17 protein-coding genes are annotated in these 20,251 nt (G+C 63.0%); 15 read left to right on the top strand and 2 right to left on the bottom strand.

Translation table 11 applies throughout. The features are described 5' to 3' along the window. Window positions 1-95: 95 nt before the first annotated feature. The 8 genes from CH306_RS17900 to CH306_RS17935 are packed head-to-tail and all read left to right on the top strand — an operon-like array spanning window position 96 to window position 8,752. On the top strand, window positions 96-866 hold the full coding sequence (locus tag CH306_RS17900; RefSeq protein ID WP_094647427.1) for an enoyl-CoA hydratase-related protein: 771 nt from the start codon (window positions 96-98) through the stop codon (window positions 864-866). Next, on the top strand, window positions 863-1,792 hold the full coding sequence (locus CH306_RS17905) for an acyl-CoA dehydrogenase family protein (RefSeq protein WP_094622259.1): 930 nt from the start codon (window positions 863-865) through the stop codon (window positions 1,790-1,792). Before CH306_RS17900 ends, CH306_RS17905 begins: the two co-directional genes overlap by 4 nt. After that, window positions 1,789-3,045 carry a CaiB/BaiF CoA transferase family protein gene (locus tag CH306_RS17910; protein ID WP_244165058.1) on the top strand — a complete coding sequence of 419 codons (1,257 nt, stop codon included), beginning with the start codon at window positions 1,789-1,791 and terminating at the stop codon, window positions 3,043-3,045. The genes CH306_RS17905 and CH306_RS17910 overlap by 4 nt, the downstream gene beginning before the upstream one ends. Beyond that, a complete protein-coding gene (locus tag CH306_RS17915) occupies window positions 3,042-3,812 on the top strand; it encodes an enoyl-CoA hydratase/isomerase family protein (RefSeq protein WP_037183702.1) in 771 nt (256 codons plus the stop codon). Before CH306_RS17910 ends, CH306_RS17915 begins: the two co-directional genes overlap by 4 nt. After that, complete coding sequence (locus CH306_RS17920) at window positions 3,809-4,978, top strand: acyl-CoA dehydrogenase family protein (protein WP_037183704.1); 1,170 nt, start codon at window positions 3,809-3,811, stop codon at window positions 4,976-4,978. Before CH306_RS17915 ends, CH306_RS17920 begins: the two co-directional genes overlap by 4 nt. Before the next feature lie 8 nt (window positions 4,979-4,986). Then, window positions 4,987-6,477: an aldehyde dehydrogenase gene (locus CH306_RS17925; protein ID WP_176459268.1), complete on the top strand. Its 1,491-nt coding sequence runs from the start codon at window positions 4,987-4,989 to the stop codon at window positions 6,475-6,477. An 8-nt stretch (window positions 6,478-6,485) separates the two neighbouring features. Then, window positions 6,486-7,685: a CoA transferase gene (locus CH306_RS17930; RefSeq protein WP_244165059.1), complete on the top strand. Its 1,200-nt coding sequence runs from the start codon at window positions 6,486-6,488 to the stop codon at window positions 7,683-7,685. Between the two features lie 47 nt (window positions 7,686-7,732). Further along, complete coding sequence (locus CH306_RS17935; RefSeq protein WP_037183708.1) at window positions 7,733-8,752, top strand: zinc-dependent alcohol dehydrogenase family protein; 1,020 nt, start codon at window positions 7,733-7,735, stop codon at window positions 8,750-8,752. 53 nt (window positions 8,753-8,805) lie between these two features. On the opposite strand, the gene CH306_RS17940 is transcribed toward CH306_RS17935, so the two are convergent. Then, a complete protein-coding gene (locus tag CH306_RS17940) occupies window positions 8,806-9,774 on the bottom strand; it encodes an NAD-dependent epimerase/dehydratase family protein (protein WP_037185279.1) in 969 nt (322 codons plus the stop codon). 56 nt (window positions 9,775-9,830) lie between these two features. After that, the gene (locus CH306_RS17945) at window positions 9,831-10,553 is read right to left on the bottom strand and encodes a FadR/GntR family transcriptional regulator (RefSeq protein ID WP_037183709.1); all 723 of its coding nucleotides are present in this window, start codon (window positions 10,551-10,553) and stop codon (window positions 9,831-9,833) included. Between the two features lie 217 nt (window positions 10,554-10,770). Between CH306_RS17945 and CH306_RS17950 the strand changes: the two genes are divergently transcribed. The 7 genes from CH306_RS17950 (at window position 10,771) to CH306_RS17980 (ending at window position 20,236) form a co-directional block, all read left to right on the top strand. Further along, the gene (locus CH306_RS17950) at window positions 10,771-11,778 is read left to right on the top strand and encodes a MaoC family dehydratase (protein WP_037185282.1); all 1,008 of its coding nucleotides are present in this window, start codon (window positions 10,771-10,773) and stop codon (window positions 11,776-11,778) included. Beyond that, entirely contained in the window at window positions 11,751-12,605 is an 855-nt protein-coding gene (locus CH306_RS17955; RefSeq protein ID WP_080738113.1) for an HpcH/HpaI aldolase/citrate lyase family protein, read from the top strand. Before CH306_RS17950 ends, CH306_RS17955 begins: the two co-directional genes overlap by 28 nt. Before the next feature lie 168 nt (window positions 12,606-12,773). Beyond that, window positions 12,774-13,832: an ABC transporter permease gene (locus CH306_RS17960; protein ID WP_094622258.1), complete on the top strand. Its 1,059-nt coding sequence runs from the start codon at window positions 12,774-12,776 to the stop codon at window positions 13,830-13,832. Window positions 13,833-13,880: 48 nt separating this feature from the next. Further along, entirely contained in the window at window positions 13,881-15,155 is a 1,275-nt protein-coding gene (locus CH306_RS17965; RefSeq protein WP_176458690.1) for a substrate-binding domain-containing protein, read from the top strand. Beyond that, window positions 15,152-17,662 (top strand): ATP-binding cassette domain-containing protein, encoded by a 2,511-nt coding sequence (locus tag CH306_RS17970; protein WP_176459267.1) that lies wholly within the window; start codon window positions 15,152-15,154, stop codon window positions 17,660-17,662. The genes CH306_RS17965 and CH306_RS17970 overlap by 4 nt, the downstream gene beginning before the upstream one ends. Beyond that, window positions 17,655-18,581: an SMP-30/gluconolactonase/LRE family protein gene (locus CH306_RS17975; protein ID WP_306436740.1), complete on the top strand. Its 927-nt coding sequence runs from the start codon at window positions 17,655-17,657 to the stop codon at window positions 18,579-18,581. The genes CH306_RS17970 and CH306_RS17975 overlap by 8 nt, the downstream gene beginning before the upstream one ends. Continuing rightward, window positions 18,578-20,236: an AMP-binding protein gene (locus CH306_RS17980; RefSeq protein ID WP_094631326.1), complete on the top strand. Its 1,659-nt coding sequence runs from the start codon at window positions 18,578-18,580 to the stop codon at window positions 20,234-20,236. Before CH306_RS17975 ends, CH306_RS17980 begins: the two co-directional genes overlap by 4 nt. Window positions 20,237-20,251: the final 15 nt, after the last annotated feature.

Raw genomic sequence — 20,251 nt, forward strand, 5'->3', positions numbered from 1 at the left:
TATCTGTATGACAATGTACGTTTCTGTAAAGAAAGTATCAGACTAAATGTCTTACAAAGATCGATCTTTGAACCGGAACAGAAAGTGGTACCGCAATGACCTACGAAGACATCGTCGTCTCGGTCGACGAGGGGGTGGCGACCATTGCGATCAACCGCCCCGAGAACGCGAACAAGTTGCGTTTCACCACCGCCCGCGAGTTGCTCGACGCATTCCGCATGGTGCGTGAGACGCCGTCGGTGGATGTCGCGGTGCTGACCGGAGTCGGCGACAAGTTCTTCTGTATCGGCGGCGAACACGAGGAACTTACGTCGCTCGACTACTCGAGCGTGATGCCGGTCATCGATTTGTACGAGTTCATCGACACGATGCCCAAACCGGTCATCGCAGCCGTCAATGGATTCGCTGTCGGCGGCGGCAACGTTCTCCAGGTTGTCTGCGACCTGACCGTTGCAGCACCGCATTCGATCTTCAGGCAGGTCGGGCCCATGGTGGGAAGCTTCGACGCCGGGTACGGCACGTGGTACCTCGAGCAGACGATCGGGCGTCGACGCGCTAAGGAAATGTGGTACCTCAACCGCAAGTACACCGCCGAGCAAGCGCAGGAGATAGGGCTCGTCAACGACATCGCCGAGGATCCGGTTTCCCATGCGATCGAGTTGGCGCAGACATTGCGCAGCCGTGGCCCCTTCGCCCTCAGTGCGCTCAAGGCTGCGTTCTCCGGACGCCACACCGGTGTCGTCGGACAGGCTCGGATGGCTCACGACCTCTTGCTCACTGCGTATCGCAGCAGTCAGGAGGCCACCGAGATGTCCGAATCGTTCGAGCAGCGCCGCGAGCCCGACCGTTCGAAGTTCAACCGATGAGCGGCCTCGGCTCCGAGCTACGGGAGTTTCTGGCGACAGCCACGAAGGTTGCATCGTCGGTGGCCGACTCGTCCGACTCGATGAGTGCTTCACGGGGGGCGTTGGAAAGTACCGGGCTTCTCGAGCTCGCAGGCGATGTCGCCGATGAGCCCGATGGTCTGGCCTGGCTCGCTCATACCGTGCGAGAAGTCGCGCAGACCTCTCCGTCGCTCGCTTTCGTGCTCGCCGGGCGCTACGCGGCCGACCATGTCGGCCGAGATGTAGGGCCGGGTGGCTCGACGTTCGGATTGGCCTTCGCAGGCTCGACGACCGTGGTGTCGTCGGCATTGGAGCCACAGCGCGTGGTTGTCTGGGACTCAGTGACCGGGTCGGTGTCTTCAGCACCGTGGAACCTCGTCGTCCCCGACGCCAGCGCGAAACGATCCGGTCTGGCGCAGGCGGAGCTCGTCTCCATCACCATCGACTCGGGCACTGTGGTCGAGGGTTGCGACGCAACGGAACTGGTCTCGCGGTGGGACCTGTTCACCGGGGCCGCGCTGATCGGCACAGCCCGACGGGCAGTGCTCGAGTCACAGTCCTACGTTCTGGGGCGTCACCAGTTCGGCGTCCCCGTCGCGTCCTTCGCGGGTCTGCGTGCCCTGCTCGCCGAGATGGATCTCCGCGTTCGAGAAGCGGAGGCGTTGCTGCTGCGGGCCCTCGACGGCGACAGTTCGTCGCCGGTGTCGGCCGTGGCCGGGCGCGCAGCCGTCGCCGTGTGCATCGATGCCGTGCAGGCCCACGGCGGGTATGGATACATCGAGGAGTACCCCATCGCCGGACTGTTGCGCGATGCAGTCAGCATCCAGTCGAGGGCTGGTGGGCGGCGCTTTCACCTGGCACGGGTTGCCCAGCTCGGTCTGGGTTCTCAAGCAACAGTGCTGCCATGACCGCCGCATCGCGCGAGAGCGGCACCAGCACAGAATCGGAGAACAGCATGGACGCATCCATTGGGCCATTGGCCGGTGTGCGGGTAGTCGACATCTCGTCGTCCTACGCTGCACCGACGACCTCGATGTACCTCGCAGACATGGGTGCCGACGTCATCAAGATCGAACCGATTCGCGGGGACGACGCGCGCGGATGGGGCCCTCCATTCTTGAACGGTGAGGCCGCGTGGTTCCTGTCGGTCAATCGCAACAAGCGCAGCATGTGCCTCGACATCCGCGGACAGGCCGGCCGCGACGTCCTGTTCAAATTGCTCGAGACCGCCGATGTCTTCATCGAGAACATCAACCCGGTCAAACTCGACAAGCACGGTTTGAGTCCAGCAACTCTGCGAAAAGCATTCCCAAAGTTGGTTATATGCGCATTCTCGGGCTTCGGGCTCACTGGACCGGACTCTGCGCTCCCGGGCTACGACCTCATTGCCCAGGCCCGATCGGGAATCATGAGTGTAACGGGCGCAGACGGCGTGCCGCAGCGTGTCAGTACGGCGCTCTCCGATGTGGCAGCAGGGACCGTCGCCGCGTTCGCTGTTGCGTCGGCTCTGGTCAAACAGCAGCGAACGGGGGAGGGCGAGATCGTCGACATCGCCTTGCTTGAAGCCGATCTGGCGTTCATGTCGCCGCGCATCGCAAGCTACCTCGCAGGAGATCCGGAACCCGCACCGTGCTCGGGTCGTGACTCGGTCGTGGCCATCTATCAGTCCATGCAGACCGCTGATCGTCCCATCGTCGTCGCCATCGGAAACGATGGTCATTGGACTCGCGCGTGCGAGGCGCTCGGCTTGCACGATCTGGGGCAGCGGGAGGACCTGCGAACCAACGCCGATCGCCGTGCCAAGCGGGATGAAGTCGTCGGCTTGTTCCAAGCTCGGCTCGAGACCATGTCCTCGGAGACCGCACTGAAAACGCTGCAGTCCGTCGGCGTTCCATGCTCGCAGATCAACTCGTTGTCGGAGGTGGTCGCGGACCCGCAGGTCGAAGCACGCTCGGCAATTGTGTCCTACGAGCATCCGGTGGCGGGTACATTCCGCGGAGTCGGGACTCCGTGGAGACTTGCCTCCGATCGCGAGGATCGGCAGGCTCGTATTCCGGCGCCGCTGCGCGGAGAGCACGGGCGACATGTGCTCGCAGAGATCGGGCTCGACGACGCGGCGATCGCAGAGTTGGCGAACGAGGAGGTCGTGTGGGTTCCATGATCGACACCACCCGTTCCGGGCGAGTTCTGGCCATCGAGATCGTTCGGCCCGGACAATTGAACGCGCTCAACTCCACCGTTCTCGGCGAGATCCTCGGCGTCGTCGTCGAAGCGCAACACGACGATTCCCTGGGAGCCATCATCATTCGCGGCAGCGGAGACCGCGCCTTCAGCGCCGGTGCCGATCTCGATGAGATCCGCGGACTCGACGTCGAGGCCGCGCACTCGTTCATTCGAGCAGGCCAACGAACGATGACGGCCATCGCCGACTCGGTGGTGCCGGTGGTCGCCGACGTGGACGGCTTCGCGCTCGGTGGCGGTTTCGAGATGATGCTGTCCTGCCACCTGGTCGTCGCATCGGATCGGAGCCGATTCGGCCTTCCCGAGGCACGCATCGGTTGCATCCCGGGTTTCGGTGGCACGCAACGGCTCGCGATGTCGGTGAGCAAACCGGCAGCCCTTGCGATGATGCTCGGGGGCGAACGAATCGACGCCGATCGAGCCTGGCAGATCGGTCTTCTCTCGGTTCCCCCGCTACCGCCCGAAGATTCGGCGGCGGAAGCTCGGAGACTGGCCGAGTTGATCGCGTCGGGAAGCCGAACCGGCGTCGCGAACATCCTCGACGCTGCACGGTCCGCCTTCCGCGCGGCGGCGCTCGATCACGAGGCTGCACTCGCTGCCGTATCCATAGCTGCTCGCGACGGGCAGGAAGGCATCACGTCCTTTGCCGAGCGTCGGGCACCCGTCTTTCATCAGGAGATCACATGAACACACCATGGGCCAGCGTCGATTACGACATCATCGACATTGTCGACTCAATTATCGCGCGCACCATCGCGCCCGAAGCCGAGGCGATCGACGCGACCGGCACGTTCCCCTCCGCTGCGATCTCCGAACTGGCGGACGCGGGCCTCGGGGTTCTGCAGATGCAGAAGTCCCTGGGTGGTGCAGGAGCGAGCACCTCGACGTATGCCGAAGCGCTGCTGCGCATCTCGGCCGTTTGTGGTGCGACCTCGACGGTTTACATGACGCAGATGCATGCCGCTCACCCGATTCACCTTCAGGGCTCGCAGGAGCAGAGCGAGCGGTGGGTACCGAAGCTGTGCAAGGCAACTGCGATCGGATCGATCGCGCTCACGGAGCCCGGTGCTGGTTCGGACGTCAGTTCGATGCGAACGGTCGCCCGACGCGACGGGGACAGCTACATCGTCAACGGCGAGAAGACATTCATCTCCAACGGTGACCGTGCCGACGTTATCGTCTTGTTCGCCACTGTGGACACCGCCCTCGGGAAGTCGGGTATCACTGCCTTCCTTCTCGACACTGCGACACTCGACGGCTTCGTGCCGGGAGCGCCGATGAAGAAGTTGGGTCAGAAGGGTGCGTCGACGGTGACGTTGTCGTTCCAGGACTGCCGGATCCCCGTCTCGGCCCGGATGGGCGAAGAAGGCGACGGCTACCCACTGCTCTTGCGCTCGGTCGTTCGATCTCGAATCAGTGCCGCTGCGCAGGGCGTCGGTTTCGCACAGGGTGCGTTCGACGTCGTGGTGGCCTGGGCGAACTATCGAGATCTACTCTCGTCCAAGACCGCGCATGCCCAGGATCTGCAGTTCGAGCTCGCCAGATTGCGCGGCGACATCACGGCCGCGCGGGCAATGCTGTTGTCGGTGTCCGATCAGGTCGACGCCAGTGTCGAGGAGCCGGTCGCAGAGGTGTCCTTGGTAAAGATGCACTGCACGACATTGGGAACGAGCGTTGCCGCGCGATGCGTCGAGCTTCTGGGGCCGGACGGAGATTTGGTTTCGCTCGGGGCCGAACGGCTGATGCGCGATGCGAAGGTCGCCGAGATATACGACGGCACCAATCAAGTTCAGAGCATGCTCGTCGCACGGGACATTCGTCTCGCTGCAACACGTGCAACCGCGGACGCGTGAGGGATTCGATGCAGAGGTCAACGTACGAAACAATTTTCGTCGACGGTAAGTGGATCGCGCCCGCCTCGTCGGAGGTGACCGAGCTCGTCTCTCCGACGACAGGTGAGGTGTACGGCACGGTGCCTGCGGGATCCATCGAGGACATGGACACCGCCGTTCGCGCTGCGCGCATGGCGTTCGACGACGGCAAGTGGTCGAACACCACGCTCGACGATCGTCTGGAGATTCTGCGTCGACTACGGCAGCTGTTCGTCGAGAACGCGGAGGATCTCGCTACCACCATCACGACCGAGATGGGTTGTCCAATTACGCAATCGAGGACGATTCAGGCGGCAAACCCGGTCAGGGTCATCGACGCGTCCCTCGACATCGCCGCTGATTTCCCGTGGCGAGCGCTGCGACGTTCCGGATCGGCCAATGCTCTTGTCACGCGGAGCCCGGTCGGCGTCGTCGCCGCGGTGTCGCCGTGGAACATGCCGTTGTCGATCAATGTGCAGAAGCTCGTACCCGCTCTCATCGCGGGCTGCACGATGGTGCTCAAGCCCTCGCCGGAAACACCGGTGGATGCCTACCTCTTGGCCGAGATGGCTACCGAAGCCGGTCTGCCGCCGGGCGTTCTGAACGTCGTTCCTGCAGGCCGAGAGGCGAGCGCCTACCTCGTGGGACACCCGATGGTGGACAAGGTCACGTTTACGGGATCCCCCGCGGCGGGACGAAGCATCGCGGCGCGTTGTGGCGAGGATCTGCGGCGTGTGACTCTCGAGCTCGGCGGCAAGTCGGCGGCGGTCGTGCTTCCCGACGCCGACCTGGACGCGGCTGTCGAAGCGCTCCGCATGGGATCGTTCCGCAATAGCGGTCAGGTGTGCTCGCTCAAGACACGCATTCTGGTGCACCAGTCGCAGCAGGAGGAGTTCACCGACCGCCTCGTGGACATGGTGTCCGCTATGCCTGTGGGCGACCCGATGGACCCCGACACCCAGATCGGTCCGATGGTGACCGAACGCCAGCGCACCATCGTGGAGGGATACATCGCTGCCGGTCGAGCAGAGGGTGCACGGTGCGTTCTGGGCGGTGGTCGACCCGCCCATCTGGATCGTGGTTGGTTCGTCGAACCAACAGTCTTTGTCGATGCCACCCCCGACATGAAGATTGTGCGCGAAGAAATCTTCGGTCCGGTCGTGTCGGTGCTGTCGTACCGCGACGAGGCACACGCTATCGAGTTGGCAAACGATTCCGATTACGGGCTGAACGGCGCGGTGTTTACCGGTGACGCTCAGCGCGGTCTGCGTGTCGCCGAACGGATCCACACCGGCACCGTCGAGGTCAATGGAAATCCGGCCGGCTTCTCCGCGCCCATGGGCGGAATAAAGCTCAGCGGACTTGGCCGGGAGAACGGGCCCGAGGGGCTCGAAGCGTATGTCGAGTTGAAGGCGGTTGGTGTCTCGGCGGAGGTGGCCGACGCCCTCGTCGCAGCGGACCCGTCGCTGGCGATGCCGTGATCGGTCGGGTGACGGGTCCGCTCGCGGGCATCCGCGTCATCGAGGCGTCGTCGTTCGTCGCCGGGCCGTCTGCCGGGTTGGCGTTGTCCCAGCTCGGTGCGGATGTCATTCGGGTCGATCCACCCACGGGCGGGAGCGATGCGGGACGATGGCCGCTTTCCCGTACCGGGGCGAGCCTGTTCTGGACGAATCTGAATCGGGGTAAGCGCTCCGTGACTATCGACCACCGCACCGAGGAGGGGCTGGAGCTTCTGCTCGGGCTGGTGACCGCACCCGGTCCCGGCACGGGGATCCTGGTCGACAACATGGTAGGGCGCAGCCGAATTCGACACGAGCAGCTGATCGCGCGCCGCGCCGACGCCATCCACGTCCATATCGAGGGGCGTAGGGGGGGACTGCCGGCGGTCGACTACTCGATCAACGCAGAGGTCGGTGTGCCGATGATGACCGGTCCGAGTGACCGGATCGGGCCTGTCAACCATGTGCTGCCTGCGTGGGACCTGGTGACAGGAATGATCGCGGCCACGTCGGTGGCGGCGGCTGTTGTCCACCGGGACCGAACGGGACGCGGGTCCAAGGTCGACGTTGCCTTGTCGGACGTGGCGCTCGCCGGTGTAGCGGAGATGGGCTGGCTGGCCGAGGCGCACGAATCCGGGAGTGCCAGAGAGAGACTGGGCAATCACATGTTCGGCACCTTCGGTGTCGATTTCGAGACGTCCGATGGACGACGCGTGATGGTGGTTGCCCTGACGACAGGCCAGTGGCACGCCCTGCAGCGAGCCACGGGCACCGAGAGCATATTCACAGCGCTGGCACAGACATTCGGTGCGGATCTCGACGACGAGGGTGCGCGGTACCGATTCCGGGATACGATCGAATCGATACTTCGGCCCTGGTTCGCGACGCGCGATTTCGCGAACGTAGAAAAATCGCTGGACGCAGCGAGAGTGCTGTGGAGCCCGTACCGCGACATGAGCGAGGTCGTGAAGATCGCGCTCGAGGACTCAACCGGCATCGTGCACCAAATCGAACAGCCGGGAGTCGGAACCATGCTCAGCGCTGCCGCGCCGTGGCGGTGGGGCGATGTACACGCGAAGTCATGTGCGGCACCGGACTTGTCTGCGCACACGGACGAAATTCTCGGCGACGCGCTGGGATTGTCGAACGCCGAGCTTGCTGGACTACGCGTACGCGGGGTCGTCGGTTAGCCGGCGTACCGCTGCATACCACTCGAGAAGTGAGATGGGAGATAGTGATGCAAGGAGCTGTATATCTCGGCGACCGCAAGATCGAGTTGCGTGATTTCCCCGAGCCCACACCGGGTAAGGGTGAGGTCGTCGTGGCGACCAAGGCGTCGGGACTGTGTGGAAGTGACCTCAATTATTACCGCGCCGCAGCTGATAGTGCCGGACGCTGTATCGCCGGACACGAGCCCGCAGGCGTGGTGCACTCGGTGGGTGAGGGTGTGTCCGATGCTGTGGCGAAAGTCGGAGACCGTGTGATGATCCACCACTACATCGGTTGCGGGGCCTGCTCCGACTGCCGGTCGGGGTGGTCGCAGATGTGTCTTGTGCAGCCGATCGTGGTGCTCGGAAGCGACGACCACGGTGGTCACGCGCCCTACGTCAAGGTCCCGGCGTCGACACTGGTTCCACTCGACGACACACTGAGTTTTGAGGCGGGCGCTGCTATCTCGTGCGGAACGGGCACTGCGTGGGGCGCACTCGACCGTGTGGGCGACGTCGGCGGCAAGTTCGTGGTGGTGTTCGGTCAGGGTCCGGTCGGCCTGTCGGCAACCATGCTTGCGACGGCCTTGGGCGCGCGCGTCATCGCGGTGGACCTGAACGCGGAGAGGCGCGAGCAGGCTCTCGCTTTCGGCGCGGTGGCCGCCGTCGATCCGGCGAGCGGGCCTGTACCGGAGGCGATTCGGAAAATTGCTGGTGCCGACGGCGTTCCTGTCGGATTGGAGACGTCAGGTTCGTCGATCGCAGCTGCCGCGTTGATCGACAGTCTGGCGCGATGGGGTCGTGCATGTTTCGTGGGTGTCGGTGCCGAGATTCGAATCGGCGTGTTGCCGTACCTTCGACGCCAACTGACGGTCATGACGTCATGGTCGATGTCCTGGGTGGGGCAGAAGGAATGCGCCGATTTCATTGTGGCGCAAAACCTTCCGGTCGACGCCCTCTTCACTCACCGATGGAAGTTGGACGAGGTGTCCGAGGCGTACGAGGAATTCGACCAGCAGCGTGCAGGTAAGGGTGTCATCGTTTTCTGAATCGACGTGTATCCACGAACGACGCCGACCGTGAGGTCGGCGTCGTTCGTCGTTCACTCTTGCGTCGAATGGAACCACTCGATCACACTGAGCAAGCCGTCCTTCAGTTCGACCTGCGGCGTGAAGCCCAGCACCTCCTGCATCCTCCGCTGGCTGACCAGTTGATGCCGAGTCCGGTTCTCGTCGAAGACGATTGCCGTTGGATCGCTCCCGGCCAGCTCGGCGAGGGTGCCGTAGATCTCTGTGGAGGTTCGCGGAGTTCCGGAAACGTTCACGGCCATTCCCGTCGCATCGGATTCGATCGCGCGACGGACGGCTTCGGCAACGTCCGAAACATGAATCAAGCCGTGTCGAGCGCCCGAGGCCCATGGAATGGTCGGTGTCCGGCCGTCGTGAACAGCCGCGAGCAGGTCGGTCATCAACGACCCGTTCGACCCGGGGCTGGTGCGGGGGCCGTAAATCGTGCCGAGTCGTAAAGCCAAATAGTCGGGACCACCTGCGGATGCGAACGCCTCACAATAAGCCTCGGCGGCGAGCTTGGTGGCCGCGTACATGTTGATGCCTGTGCAGGCCCACGGTTCGTCCTCTGCGAACGGCCGTCTGTTCGGATTGGGGAACGAGCCGTACACCGTGTGCGACGACCCGAAGACGAACCGACGGACATCGGCGTCGCTTGCCGCCGTCAACAGGTCGTAGGTCGAGCCGACATTGACTTCGTGTGCGTCGCGGGTGTTCGAGGAGGACGCTTTGGTTCGCACGGCTGCGAGGTGAACAACGACATCGACGTCACGAACCAGCGAGGTGATTGCAGACCGATCGCGTAGATCGGCGAGAGAGGCAGTCACATTGGGCAATTGGTCCAGTTGCCCCAGCATGGCCTCGCCGCCCGCGTCTGTGGCATGCACCGCTGCGTCCGACTGGGCAGCCAACAATTCCACCACGTGGGAGCCGACGAAACCTGCAGCTCCCGTGACCAGAATTCTCGATGGCGCGTCGGCCGGCTGCGGTTCTGTAGTACTCATGATCCCTAAAATAGCAGCCAGGATAATGTCTGACAATATCGCCGATGCTGCGGGAATTAGCAGGGAAGCGAGTACTGAAGGACGAAGTCCAAATGTTCGCGCATCGCCGCGCCGGCCTTCTCCGCGTCGCCCGCCTCTATGGCAGCCTCGATGGCAATGTGCTGACGAACCGTCTTCTTGGCGACCTCGGGAGTCACGTCCAAGTATTGGGCGGGGTGAGTCGCATCGTGTACGGACGAGATGAATGCGGCGAGCAGGCGATTGCCGGAGGCGTATCCGATCGCGGTGTGGAAGCGAAGGTCGTATTCCGGGATCTCGGGATCGTCGATCGTGATGTTCTTCTGCAGGTCGATGACGCTGCGAATCTTGGCGATGTCCTCGTCCGTTCGGTTGCGCGCAGCCCATTCCGCGGCCGGAATTTCCAGGAGGCGGCGAACCTCGGTGATCTCCTCGATATCCAACGCGCCGATGCGCACGATGGTGTCCATCGACTCGGTCAGCATCTGACTGAGCGAGTGCGGGGTCACGGTGTTGACGAAGCTACCCCCCGCCACTCCAGGGATCTTTCGTATCAGGCCGGAGCTGACCAGGGCTCCGAGTGCCTCCCGCACGGTGGGTCGGCTGACCCCGAAGAGCTGGGCCAACTCGGTTTCGGGGGGAAGCTTGGCGCCCTGCTTGAACCGTCCGTCCAGAATCGCTTCCCGCAACTGCGCTTCGACTTGATCGCGCGGACGAGTCACCTGTCGCGCTTTGAACGAGTTGGTCGAGGATGACGTCATGGAATCTCCAGAAGGCGTTGTGTGAGGTGCAAGTATCGAGATTGCGGCGGTATTTTCACAGTCTCCCACGCTGTAGCCCGAGTGCACGTTCTTCCGGTTGCGAGTGAGTTCCCACCGACTGGATCTCAGCAACATCTACGGCAAAACCTTGCAGCCAATCAATAATCTGACAGTAGTCTAGCTGTTCATCGGTCAACTCGTGAATGGTGGTATGTGCATGTCGGTGGTCGAGTCCCCTCGGAAATCGGTCCGGAGTCCCTATTTCGATGAACTGGTCGTGGGCCAGCTGTTCGATACCGCGCCGGCGGTAACGCTGACCGACGGGCTCGCTGCGGTGCACAGTTCGATCGTGGGCAACCGGTATGCACTGTCCCTCGATCGTGCGTCCGCGCAGGCGATCTGCGGCGGCTCGATCGTCAACCCCGCTCTGGTGTGGGACATCTCGATCGGCCAGTCGACACCGGCAACACAACACGTACGAGCAAATCTGTTCTACCGAGGGCTGCATTTTCATCGTTCTCCCGTGGTCGGCGACACTCTGCGAACCACGACAGTCGTCGAAGCCCTTCGTGAGAACGCCCGCCGGCCGGACCGGCCGCCGACGGGACTCGTCGTACTGCGCATCACCACGGTGGATCAGCACGGGCGAACAGTCCTCGACTACCGCCGATGCGCGATGGTTCTGCTCTCACCGCTCGCCCCCGAGACCGACCACCGCGACGACATCTCATCGGAAACGGACTCGTCCGCACATCCCGGCTTGTTCTCGTCGGTGGCGGGATGGAACGTCCACGAATTGTCAGAACCGGGCGGTCCGACGACGTGGGAGGTGGGCACCGAGCTCGACGTACTCGGCGGCGACGTGGTCTCCAGTGCCCCCGAACTCGCGCGAATGACGGGGAACGTCGCACGCGTGCATCACGATTCGGAGGCGGGAGGAGGAGAGAGGCTGGTGTACGGCGGTCACTCCATCGGGATCGCGTTCCATCACGTGTGTCAAGCCGTTCCGGGAATCGTTGCGGTCGCCGGCTGGCATGGCTGCGATCACGTAGGCCCCGTGCGCGAGGGAGATTTTCTCACCTCGACCGTGACGATCGAAAGTGTGGACTCGAGCGCTGACGGGCTCCGGGCTCTCGGACTGCGAGTTGTCACCTCGAGCCGTGACGCGCTCGACCAGGGTTCGTCCACGGTGCTGGTGTGGCGTCCGATCGTGATCGTGAGATGAGCGTCCATGCGCAGATCGGAGCTGCCCGAAGCTTCCTCTTCGTCCCGGCGTCACGAGCCGACCGGTTCGAGAAAGCTCATGCATCGGGATCGGATGTCGTTGTTCTCGACCTGGAAGACGCGGTGAGTGCGGGCGACAAGTCCACGGCACTGGCCTCGGTTGTCCAGTGGCTCGAACCGGGACGGCGACAGTCGGTGTCGATAGTTCGTATCAATGCGGTGAACTCGCGGTGGCACGAGAACGAGATCGATTCGTTGCGCAGATTCGGTGTGCCCCTCATGGTCCCCAAGACCGATTCTCCGGTCATGGTCGAGGCCTTGCACCGCCGATCGGGACTGCCGTTGGTACCACTGATCGAGACACCCGCCGGAGTGTTTCGGGCGGAGTCGATCGCGGCCGCCGAGGGAGTGGTTCGGGTTGCTCTCGGACACATCGACCTTGCCGCAGCGTTGCGGGTCGATCCTGATTCACGGGATGCGTTCCTCTACACAAGGTCTCAGTTGGTCCTCGCCAGCGCCGGAGCCGGAATCGCCGGCCCGGTGGACGGTGTCACCACGTCGTTGGACGACCCGGCACGTCTGATCGACGACGTGATGCATGCACAAGCAATGGGACTCACTGGCAAGCTGTGTATTCATCCACGTCAGGTCGACTTGGTGCACGACGTCCTACGTCCGTCGGAGGCCGATATCGCCTGGGCGCGTCGCGTCGCGGCGGCCGTCGATGCAGGTTGGGTTTCCGAAGGCGGGGGAGCTGTCGCCATCGACGGTGAGATGGTGGATCCACCGGTCATTTCTCGCGCGCGGACGATTCTCGCCAGGCTTTGAGCTGACGACCGGACATGGTGAGCCCGCTCGGCATTCACTGGCATGCTCAACACTACAGTCAGTAAATTGTTTGACCGAAAGTCTTGACCGGAGGCTCGACTCTGAGTCATGCTGTGACAGCCATCACCTCGGTCAGTCTTTTTCGCTGAATGTAAAGAAAGTTACCAAATGTCAACGGTCGTGCAGAGTGGTTCGACGGCGGCGAGTTCGCATGCTCCCAAGAGGAGCACGCGCAGACTGACCGACATCAAGTATCGATACCCCGGTCGCTACCTCGCGGCATGGGCCGCGTTGGCGCTCCTCATTGTTGCAGCGCTCATCGTTGCACCTGCCAGCCTCAAGGGAGACTCGGTCTGGGTTGTCACGGCGCTCGCCGGGACACTTGCGCTCGCTTCCATGGGGCAGATGCTCATCATCATGCTCGGAGCTATCGACCTCTCCGTGCCGGCAATTCTTGCGGCAGTGGCGGGAATCATCGTCCACTACGGCGGGGACGGTGCCAACGTCCCGCTCGTCCTCGTCGCAGCGGTAGCGATGGCGGTGGTGATCAGCACGGTGAACGGGATATTGATCTCGGTTCTCGGACTCAACTCACTGATCGTCACGCTGGCGACGTTCGGAATCGTCACCGGCCTCATCAGCTACTCGACCGGCGTCTCCTTCTCGCTGACCGGGCAAGCGCCCCAAGCACTCCAAGACTTCGCGCAGCTGTCGATCTTCCGCGTCAACGCGTGCTTCCTGGTCGCAGTCGTACTGGCCGCACTCCTCGCGGGCGTACTGCACCTGACACGTGCGGGTCGACGAGTCGCGGAGGTGGGTTCGAATCCGAGAGCGGCGCGCGCACTAGGAGTCAGAGTCACCCGAGTGCGGCTGTCGAGCTTCGCGGCTGCAGGCCTTCTCTACGGACTCTCCGGAGTGCTGCTGTCCGGGTTCGTCGGTACGCCGGACAGCACCGTGGGTGTTCCGTATCAGCTGGCCACGGTGACCGCGGTCGGAATCGCAGGCGGAATTTTTGCGGGCGGGCCCGCGAGTGTCGCCAGCGTCGTCGTCGCATGCATCTTTCTCCAGTTGCTCGACCAGGCTCTTGCGATCCTCGGCCTCTCCGCCGGTGCCCGAACGATCGTCCAGGGCGCCGCCCTGGTGATCGCCGTCGCCGCAATCACCGTAGGAACGGTCGGCGCCAGCAGCGTCCGTCGATTCACCCGGTTGCTTCGCAGCAAGAGCTGACATGTTCCCTTCTTCGGTCCCGCGTTCCCCCAACACATGGAGTCAGATATGAGATCTTCCGCGTCACTGCCCAATCAGCGCCATCGTGCCCGTTCACGGCGCGCTCGATACGCCGCAGCCTTGGCTGCAGCGGCCTTGGTTGCAGGCTGCTCGAGCACTACTGCCGGGGATAGCGGCAGCGGTGCGTCTGTGGAACCGGTGTCGGCCGATATCGCCACTCCCGAGGCCCTGCAGGCGACCATCGACAAGGCGTTCCTACAGCCGATTCCCGCGGATTCACTCGACCCGACCATCCTGAACACCATGGCCGTGGCATCCGTTCCTCTCACCGGCGAGCAAGATCAGACGTTTGCGGAGTGCATGCAGAGCAACGTCTGCGAAACCGGCCGCGGATCGCTCACCGTCGCGTTCGCAAACGACAACGTCAACCCGTGGCGCAGCATCTTCCGAGGCGAGATCACCGCTCAGGCGATAGCGTCGCCGCAGGTCGCGAAGATCGTCTACAACTCGTCCACCGATGTCGCCGGTTTCCTCGCCAATTTCCAGAGCTTGGTGGCACAGCGCGTCGACGTCATCGTGCTCAACTCGATCTACGGTGGAGCCGTGGGCCCCGTCCTGCAGCAGGCGAAGGACGCCGGCATTCTCGTCGTCGAGGCCCAAACACCGTTGCCCGACGATGTGGTCGAAACGGTAGCGGCTCAGGTGGTTCCGGACCTTTGCCAGACCTACACCGAAGCAGGTGCAGCGATCGCCGCGACGAACGCGCCCAACAAGTCCTACGCGATGTACACCGGAATCCCGGGAAACAGCAACGCAGCAACATGGCAGCCGTGCTTCGAGCGGTCGATGCAAGCCGCAGGGTGGACTCGCGCACTAGAAGGATTCACGCAGTGGACTCCCCAGGGAACAGCCCAGGCAGCCAACGCACTCCTGTCGTCCGGAACCACACCGGGTGCAATCGTGTACGACTACACCCCCGAAGACTTGGTGCGTCCGTTCGTCGACCGCGGCCAGACACCGCCGGTCGTCATGTCCGACGTGGTGAACCAGTCCTGGCTGACCGCGTTCACGGAAGCTCGGAACGCCAACCTCAACCCAACCAGCTTCGTCACCAATAGTCAGGTATGGAGCGGACGAATCGCAGTTACTGCGGGAATCATGCTCAGAGCGGGGCAGGACGTCAACCGGCAGATGATTTCGCCCAACCCGGTGGTTCCGCTCGACAGCGTACTGCAGAATGCCGACCCATCCATCCCCGCCAGCACACCGGTTCCGAGTCTTCTGACGCCCGCTCAGATCGCGCTCGCATTGTCCGCGTCATGACCGTAGCGAATTCTCCCGTCGAGCAGGCGTCGACAACCAACCTCGATCCAGTATTGGTGATGACCGATGTCACCAAGGTATACCCGGGTGTCCGAGCGCTCGACTCGATCTCCTTCGACGTACGACCAGGCGAGGTGCATGCGCTCGTCGGCGAAAACGGTTCCGGCAAGTCGACTCTGATCAAATCGGCCTCCGGTGTACTCACGCCGGAGCAGGGCAATGTGTTGATCGGTGGCACGGAGCTCGCCGGAAGCGGTGTGCGGCGAGCTCGTCAGCTCGGGCTCATGGTTGCCTACCAGGACACATCCCTCGTGGAAGACCTGACCGTTCGGCAGAACGTCGAACTCTCGTTCCACTCTGTCGGTGAGACGCCACCGGAGGATCTCGACGGTCTGCTCGCACGATTCGACCTGCCCTTCGGAACCGGCGACACAGTGCGAGCTCTCGGACCCGGTTCCAGGCAGCTCCTCGAAGTTGCGAAGGCCATGGCTCACAACCCGCTCGTTCTGATGCTCGACGAGCCCACCGCAGCGTTGGACATGCGGTACGCAGAGCATCTCGACGGACTGGTTCGGACATCTCGCGACGAGGGCACGGCCATCGTCTACGTCAGCCATCGACTGCCTGAGGTTCGGCGTCTCGCCGACCGCGTGACCGTCATTCGCGACGGCGTCATCCAGGGAACCTTCGATTCGGGAAACTGGGAAGTCGACGACATCGTCGAGATGATGGTGGGCGCGCCGACTGCGCTCGAATTTCCCACCCGCGCACCGCGAGTAAATGGTGCACCGGAGCGGTTGAGGGTCGTCGGACTCAGTGGGCAAGGATACGGTCCTGTCGACATCAGCGTCGCAGCCGGCGAGATCGTGGGAATTGCCGGTGCCGAAGGGAACGGGCAACGCGAAGTACTGCGCGGAATGATCGGGATCGACCGGAACGCAGGCGATGTCTCGGTGGATGGTGCTCCGATCAAGCGGCTCAGTCCGCCCTCGGCGCTGGACGCCGGAATCAGTTTCCAAAGCGGCGATCGCGCTGCAGAATCGGTGTTTCTGCCACTGTCGGTGATGGCGAATGCCACAACCCAACTCGGGTCGGACGCGGGACCGTTCGGACTGGCACTGCCGGGCCGTCTCAATTCTGAGTTCGAGAGCGCGAAAGCCAGTCTGGGAATTGTCGCCGCATCGGCGCATCAGCCCATCAGTGCGCTCTCCGGTGGCAATGCGCAGAAAGCAGTGCTGGCGCGCGCCGCGTTGCGCCAGGTCAAGGTGTTGATGCTGGATGAACCCACTCAGGGAGTGGACGCGAAAGCACGTCTGGACATCTACAGCCTCATTGCCGACACCGCGGACTCCGGTGTCGCCGTTGTGATCAACTCGTCTGATTCCTCGGAACTGGCAGGACTGTGCGATCGAGTCGTCGTCATGTCGAAGGGCGTGGCGATTGAGGAATTGCCCTCTCCCACAACGGAAGCCGCAATCGTTCGCAGCTTCGTCGGTGCGGTCGATGTCGACGACGAGTCGGTCGGCCTTCCCATCGGCCCGAGTTGGTTGGGGCGGGCACTCGGTCGGGTGTCAGGCCAGATTCCAGTGGCGATGCTGCTGATTCTGCTGGCACTGGTGTCCATCTACACGGGAACGCAATCGGAGGTCTTCTGGACTCCGCAGAACCTTGCCAACCTCTTGCTACTGACTTTGCCGCTCGCGTTCGTCGCGCTCGGACAGCAATACGTGATGGTGTCAGGTGGCCTGGATATTTCGGTTGGCTCCACCATGAGTCTCACCGTAGTCATCGCATCGCTGGTGCTACCGGATCTGTCGGCGGGCACCTTGCTCGTCGCGGTACCGGCATTCGTGCTCACCGCGCTGGTCATCGGATGTCTCAACGCATTCCTGATCGAGAGGCTCAAGGTGAACGCCATCGTTGCGACCGTCGCGACGATGGCTATCATTGCTGGGCTCGCTATCGTGCTCAGACCCAAGCCTGAGGGGACTATCGCACCCGGGTTGAACTCGATGTTCTCACTCGGAATCGGTTTCGTTCCTGCACCTTTCATCGTTCTCGTCGTCATTGCCATCGGAGCCGAATGGTGGCTCCAACGTCGCCCCTCCGGCCTCGCATTGCGGGCGACCGGGTTCGACATGGAGTCCAGCCGACGGGTCGGTCAATCGGTCACCCGCGTGCGCACAGTGGGACTGTTGGTGTGTTCGTTCGGTGCTGTTGTCGGTGGAATCTTCCTAGCGTCGCAGACCGGCATCGGGTCCAATTCGGTCGGTGCGGGATACACGTTGACCTGTTTCGCCGCCGTGTTCCTGGGCGGAGCTGTACTGACGGGCGGTCGAGGCTCGTTCATCGGTGCGATCCTCGGAGCACTGTTCCTCTCTTTGTTGAACAACGTCACGCCGCTGCTCAACATCCCGGATTCGACGCGCCAAACCATCTACGGCTTCATTCTGCTGATCGCTGTCGGTACCTATGCGTATGCCCAACGGGGACGACGCCGTGCTTGAGCTCGACAAAGAAACCACCATCGAGGAGTTCACCGTGCCCACAACGTTCGACACCGTCGTTCCCGGACTGACATTCACCGAAGGCGCGCGCTGGCATGACGGCCGTATCTGGTTCTCCGACCTGTACACACACAAGGTGCAGTCGGCCTGCGAGGACGGCTCGGACCTGAGAGAGGAAGCGACGGTACCCCAACAACCGTCGGGTCTCGGTTGGTTGCCAGACGGTCGTCTTCTGATCGTGTCGATGATGGACAAGACGCTCTTGCGTCGTGAGGCGGACGGCAGTCTCGTCGTACATGCAGATCTGTCCGACCACGTCCGAGGATTCCTCGGTGACATCGTGGTCGACCGGCACGGACGCGCCTATCTGGGAGACTTCGGATTCGACCTCTACGCCGGCGAAGACATGCGACGGGGATTCATTCACCGAGTCGATCCGGACGGCACCATCACGCGGGTGGCGGACGACCTGTGGTTCCCCAACGGGTGTGTCATTACCGCCGACGACGTCATGCTCGTCAACGAGACGTTCGGCAATCGCATGACAGCCTTCGACCTGACCGAATCCGGGGATCTAGTCAACCGACGCGTCTGGGCGTCGTTCGGGCCGCTACCGATTTCGTCGAACGCGGACGAGGCGTTGAAAGAGGTAACGGTCGCTCCGGACGGATCGTGCATCGATTCCGAGGGTGGGGTGTGGCTGGCTGACATTCGGCAGGATCGGCTGCATCGGGTGGTCGACGGTGCGATCGTGGAGAGCGTAGATCCGGGCTCGTGCGTCTTTGCCTGTGCGCTCGGAGGCACAGATGGCCACACCTTGTTCTTCTGTGCAACACCGGATTTCGATGTCGAAGCCCGCAAGGCCGCGCGCGACAGCAGCATCGTGTCGATGCGAGTCGATATTCCCTCGGCGCGATGAGCGCGATGATGCGAGACCTGCCCGCCGGTTCGGTGGTCTCGGCCGACGAGGCATTGCGCAGGCTCGACCAAGGGTTGTGGCGACACGCCTCGTTGTGGGAGTATCTCGACGAGGCCGTCGCGCGGCACCCCGACCGAGTGGCGGCGGTCAGCGTCGACCACGAGGGCCGGACCGTCCGGGAGATGACGTTCTCAGAGTTGGACGCGATGAGCCGTCGGGTTGCCGCGGGACTGCAGTCCCGCGGCGTGGTGCCTCGTGACGTCGTATCTGTCATGATGACGAACTCGGCGGAGTTTCTCGGCGTCGTCTATGGCGTCTTGCGCACAGGGGCAACTTATTCGGGGATCCCGATCACCTACGGCTCACACGAAGTGAAGTCCATGACGAGTGCGACGGGGACGACGGTGCTCATCGTCTCACGCCACCACGGTTCCTCCGACGTCGTGGCCACCGCCTTGCCGAAGGAGGTGCTGGGCAACGTCGCCCTGACGGTAGTGGTGGTCGGTGAGCCAGTCGACGGAACATTGTCGCTTGACGGGCTCATGGGCTCCGCAGACTCGTTCGTGGAGGTCCCGGCCGACCCGCTGGGTCCCGCTCAGCTCGCCTTCACATCGGGAACGACGAGCACCCCCAAAGCTGTGATGAACCTGCACGCAACGCTCGACGTCGTGGTGCGAGGCTGGGCTGCACACGTCGGTCCGGATTCGCTCGGACAACCGATGCGAAATTTGGTGATGTCACCGGTCGGTCATTCGACGGGGTTCTTCTGGGGCGCCTTGTTCACCGTGTATCTCTGCGGAACGGCTGTCTTCATGGAAAAATGGAGCCCCGAGGTCGGCGCACAAGTCCTTGAGTCGCAGCGGATCACGTGCATGGTCGGTTCTCCGACGTTCCTGATCGACCTGATCCGCTCGTCGGGTCTGACCCGCGAACACGCGCGCGATCTGGCCCTCGTTGCCGTTGCCGGTGCCCCCATTCCTCGACCCCTGATGTCGGAGGCGGAAGCGGTGCTCGGATGCTCCGTGATCCCCGCATGGGGCATGACGGAATTCGGCATTGCAGTGTCCGGCCGACCGGGACTCGGTGACATCAATCGCACGACCGACGGTCTGCCATTGGCGAATGCGGAGGTGTCCGTTCGCACCGCCGACAGTGTCGAGTCAGTGACAGGAGAGGTGGGTGACCTGTGGCTCCGTGGAACGGGATTGTTCGTGGGATATCACAACCGCCCCGAGGCCACCGTCGATGCGTTCGACGAAGACGGTTGGTTTGCAACCGGAGACACAGCGATACAGCACGCGGACGGGTCGGTGACGATAACGGGCCGCACCAAGGACATCATCATTCGCGGCGGCGAGAACATCCCCGTCGGGGCCGTGGAGAGTCAAATATTCCGCCACCCGGCCGTAACGGATGTGGCCGTGGTCGGCTACGCCGACGACCGATTGGGTGAACGAGCCTGTGCGTTCGTTCGTTGCCGGCCAGGAACGACTGTGACGGTGGACTCGTTGCGGGAGTTCTTGATTGGGTGCGGCTTGGCCAAGCGCTACTGCCCTGAACGGGTCGTCGTGGTCGACGACCTGCCGAAAACGATGAGTGGAAAAATCCGCAAGGTCGAGCTGCGCGAGCGACTCGCACACGACGACCGGAATTGAGGCACAAGATGTCCC

It is taken from the genome of Rhodococcus sp. 15-725-2-2b (assembly GCF_002259075.1).
GTDB lineage: Bacteria > Actinomycetota > Actinomycetes > Mycobacteriales > Mycobacteriaceae > Rhodococcoides.

Coding starts and splice junctions, on each gene's coding strand:
- CH306_RS17900 (WP_094647427.1), top strand. CDS start 96: ATGACCTACGAAGACATCGTCGTCTCGGTCGACGAGGGGGTGGCGACC.
- CH306_RS17905 (WP_094622259.1), top strand. CDS start 863: ATGAGCGGCCTCGGCTCCGAGCTACGGGAGTTTCTGGCGACAGCCACG.
- CH306_RS17910 (WP_244165058.1), top strand. CDS start 1,789: ATGACCGCCGCATCGCGCGAGAGCGGCACCAGCACAGAATCGGAGAAC.
- CH306_RS17915 (WP_037183702.1), top strand. CDS start 3,042: ATGATCGACACCACCCGTTCCGGGCGAGTTCTGGCCATCGAGATCGTT.
- CH306_RS17920 (WP_037183704.1), top strand. CDS start 3,809: ATGAACACACCATGGGCCAGCGTCGATTACGACATCATCGACATTGTC.
- CH306_RS17925 (WP_176459268.1), top strand. CDS start 4,987: ATGCAGAGGTCAACGTACGAAACAATTTTCGTCGACGGTAAGTGGATC.
- CH306_RS17935 (WP_037183708.1), top strand. CDS start 7,733: ATGCAAGGAGCTGTATATCTCGGCGACCGCAAGATCGAGTTGCGTGAT.
- CH306_RS17940 (WP_037185279.1), bottom strand. CDS start 9,774: ATGAGTACTACAGAACCGCAGCCGGCCGACGCGCCATCGAGAATTCTG.
- CH306_RS17945 (WP_037183709.1), bottom strand. CDS start 10,553: ATGACGTCATCCTCGACCAACTCGTTCAAAGCGCGACAGGTGACTCGT.
- CH306_RS17950 (WP_037185282.1), top strand. CDS start 10,771: ATGTCGGTGGTCGAGTCCCCTCGGAAATCGGTCCGGAGTCCCTATTTC.
- CH306_RS17960 (WP_094622258.1), top strand. CDS start 12,774: ATGTCAACGGTCGTGCAGAGTGGTTCGACGGCGGCGAGTTCGCATGCT.
- CH306_RS17965 (WP_176458690.1), top strand. CDS start 13,881: ATGAGATCTTCCGCGTCACTGCCCAATCAGCGCCATCGTGCCCGTTCA.
- CH306_RS17970 (WP_176459267.1), top strand. CDS start 15,152: ATGACCGTAGCGAATTCTCCCGTCGAGCAGGCGTCGACAACCAACCTC.
- CH306_RS17980 (WP_094631326.1), top strand. CDS start 18,578: ATGAGCGCGATGATGCGAGACCTGCCCGCCGGTTCGGTGGTCTCGGCC.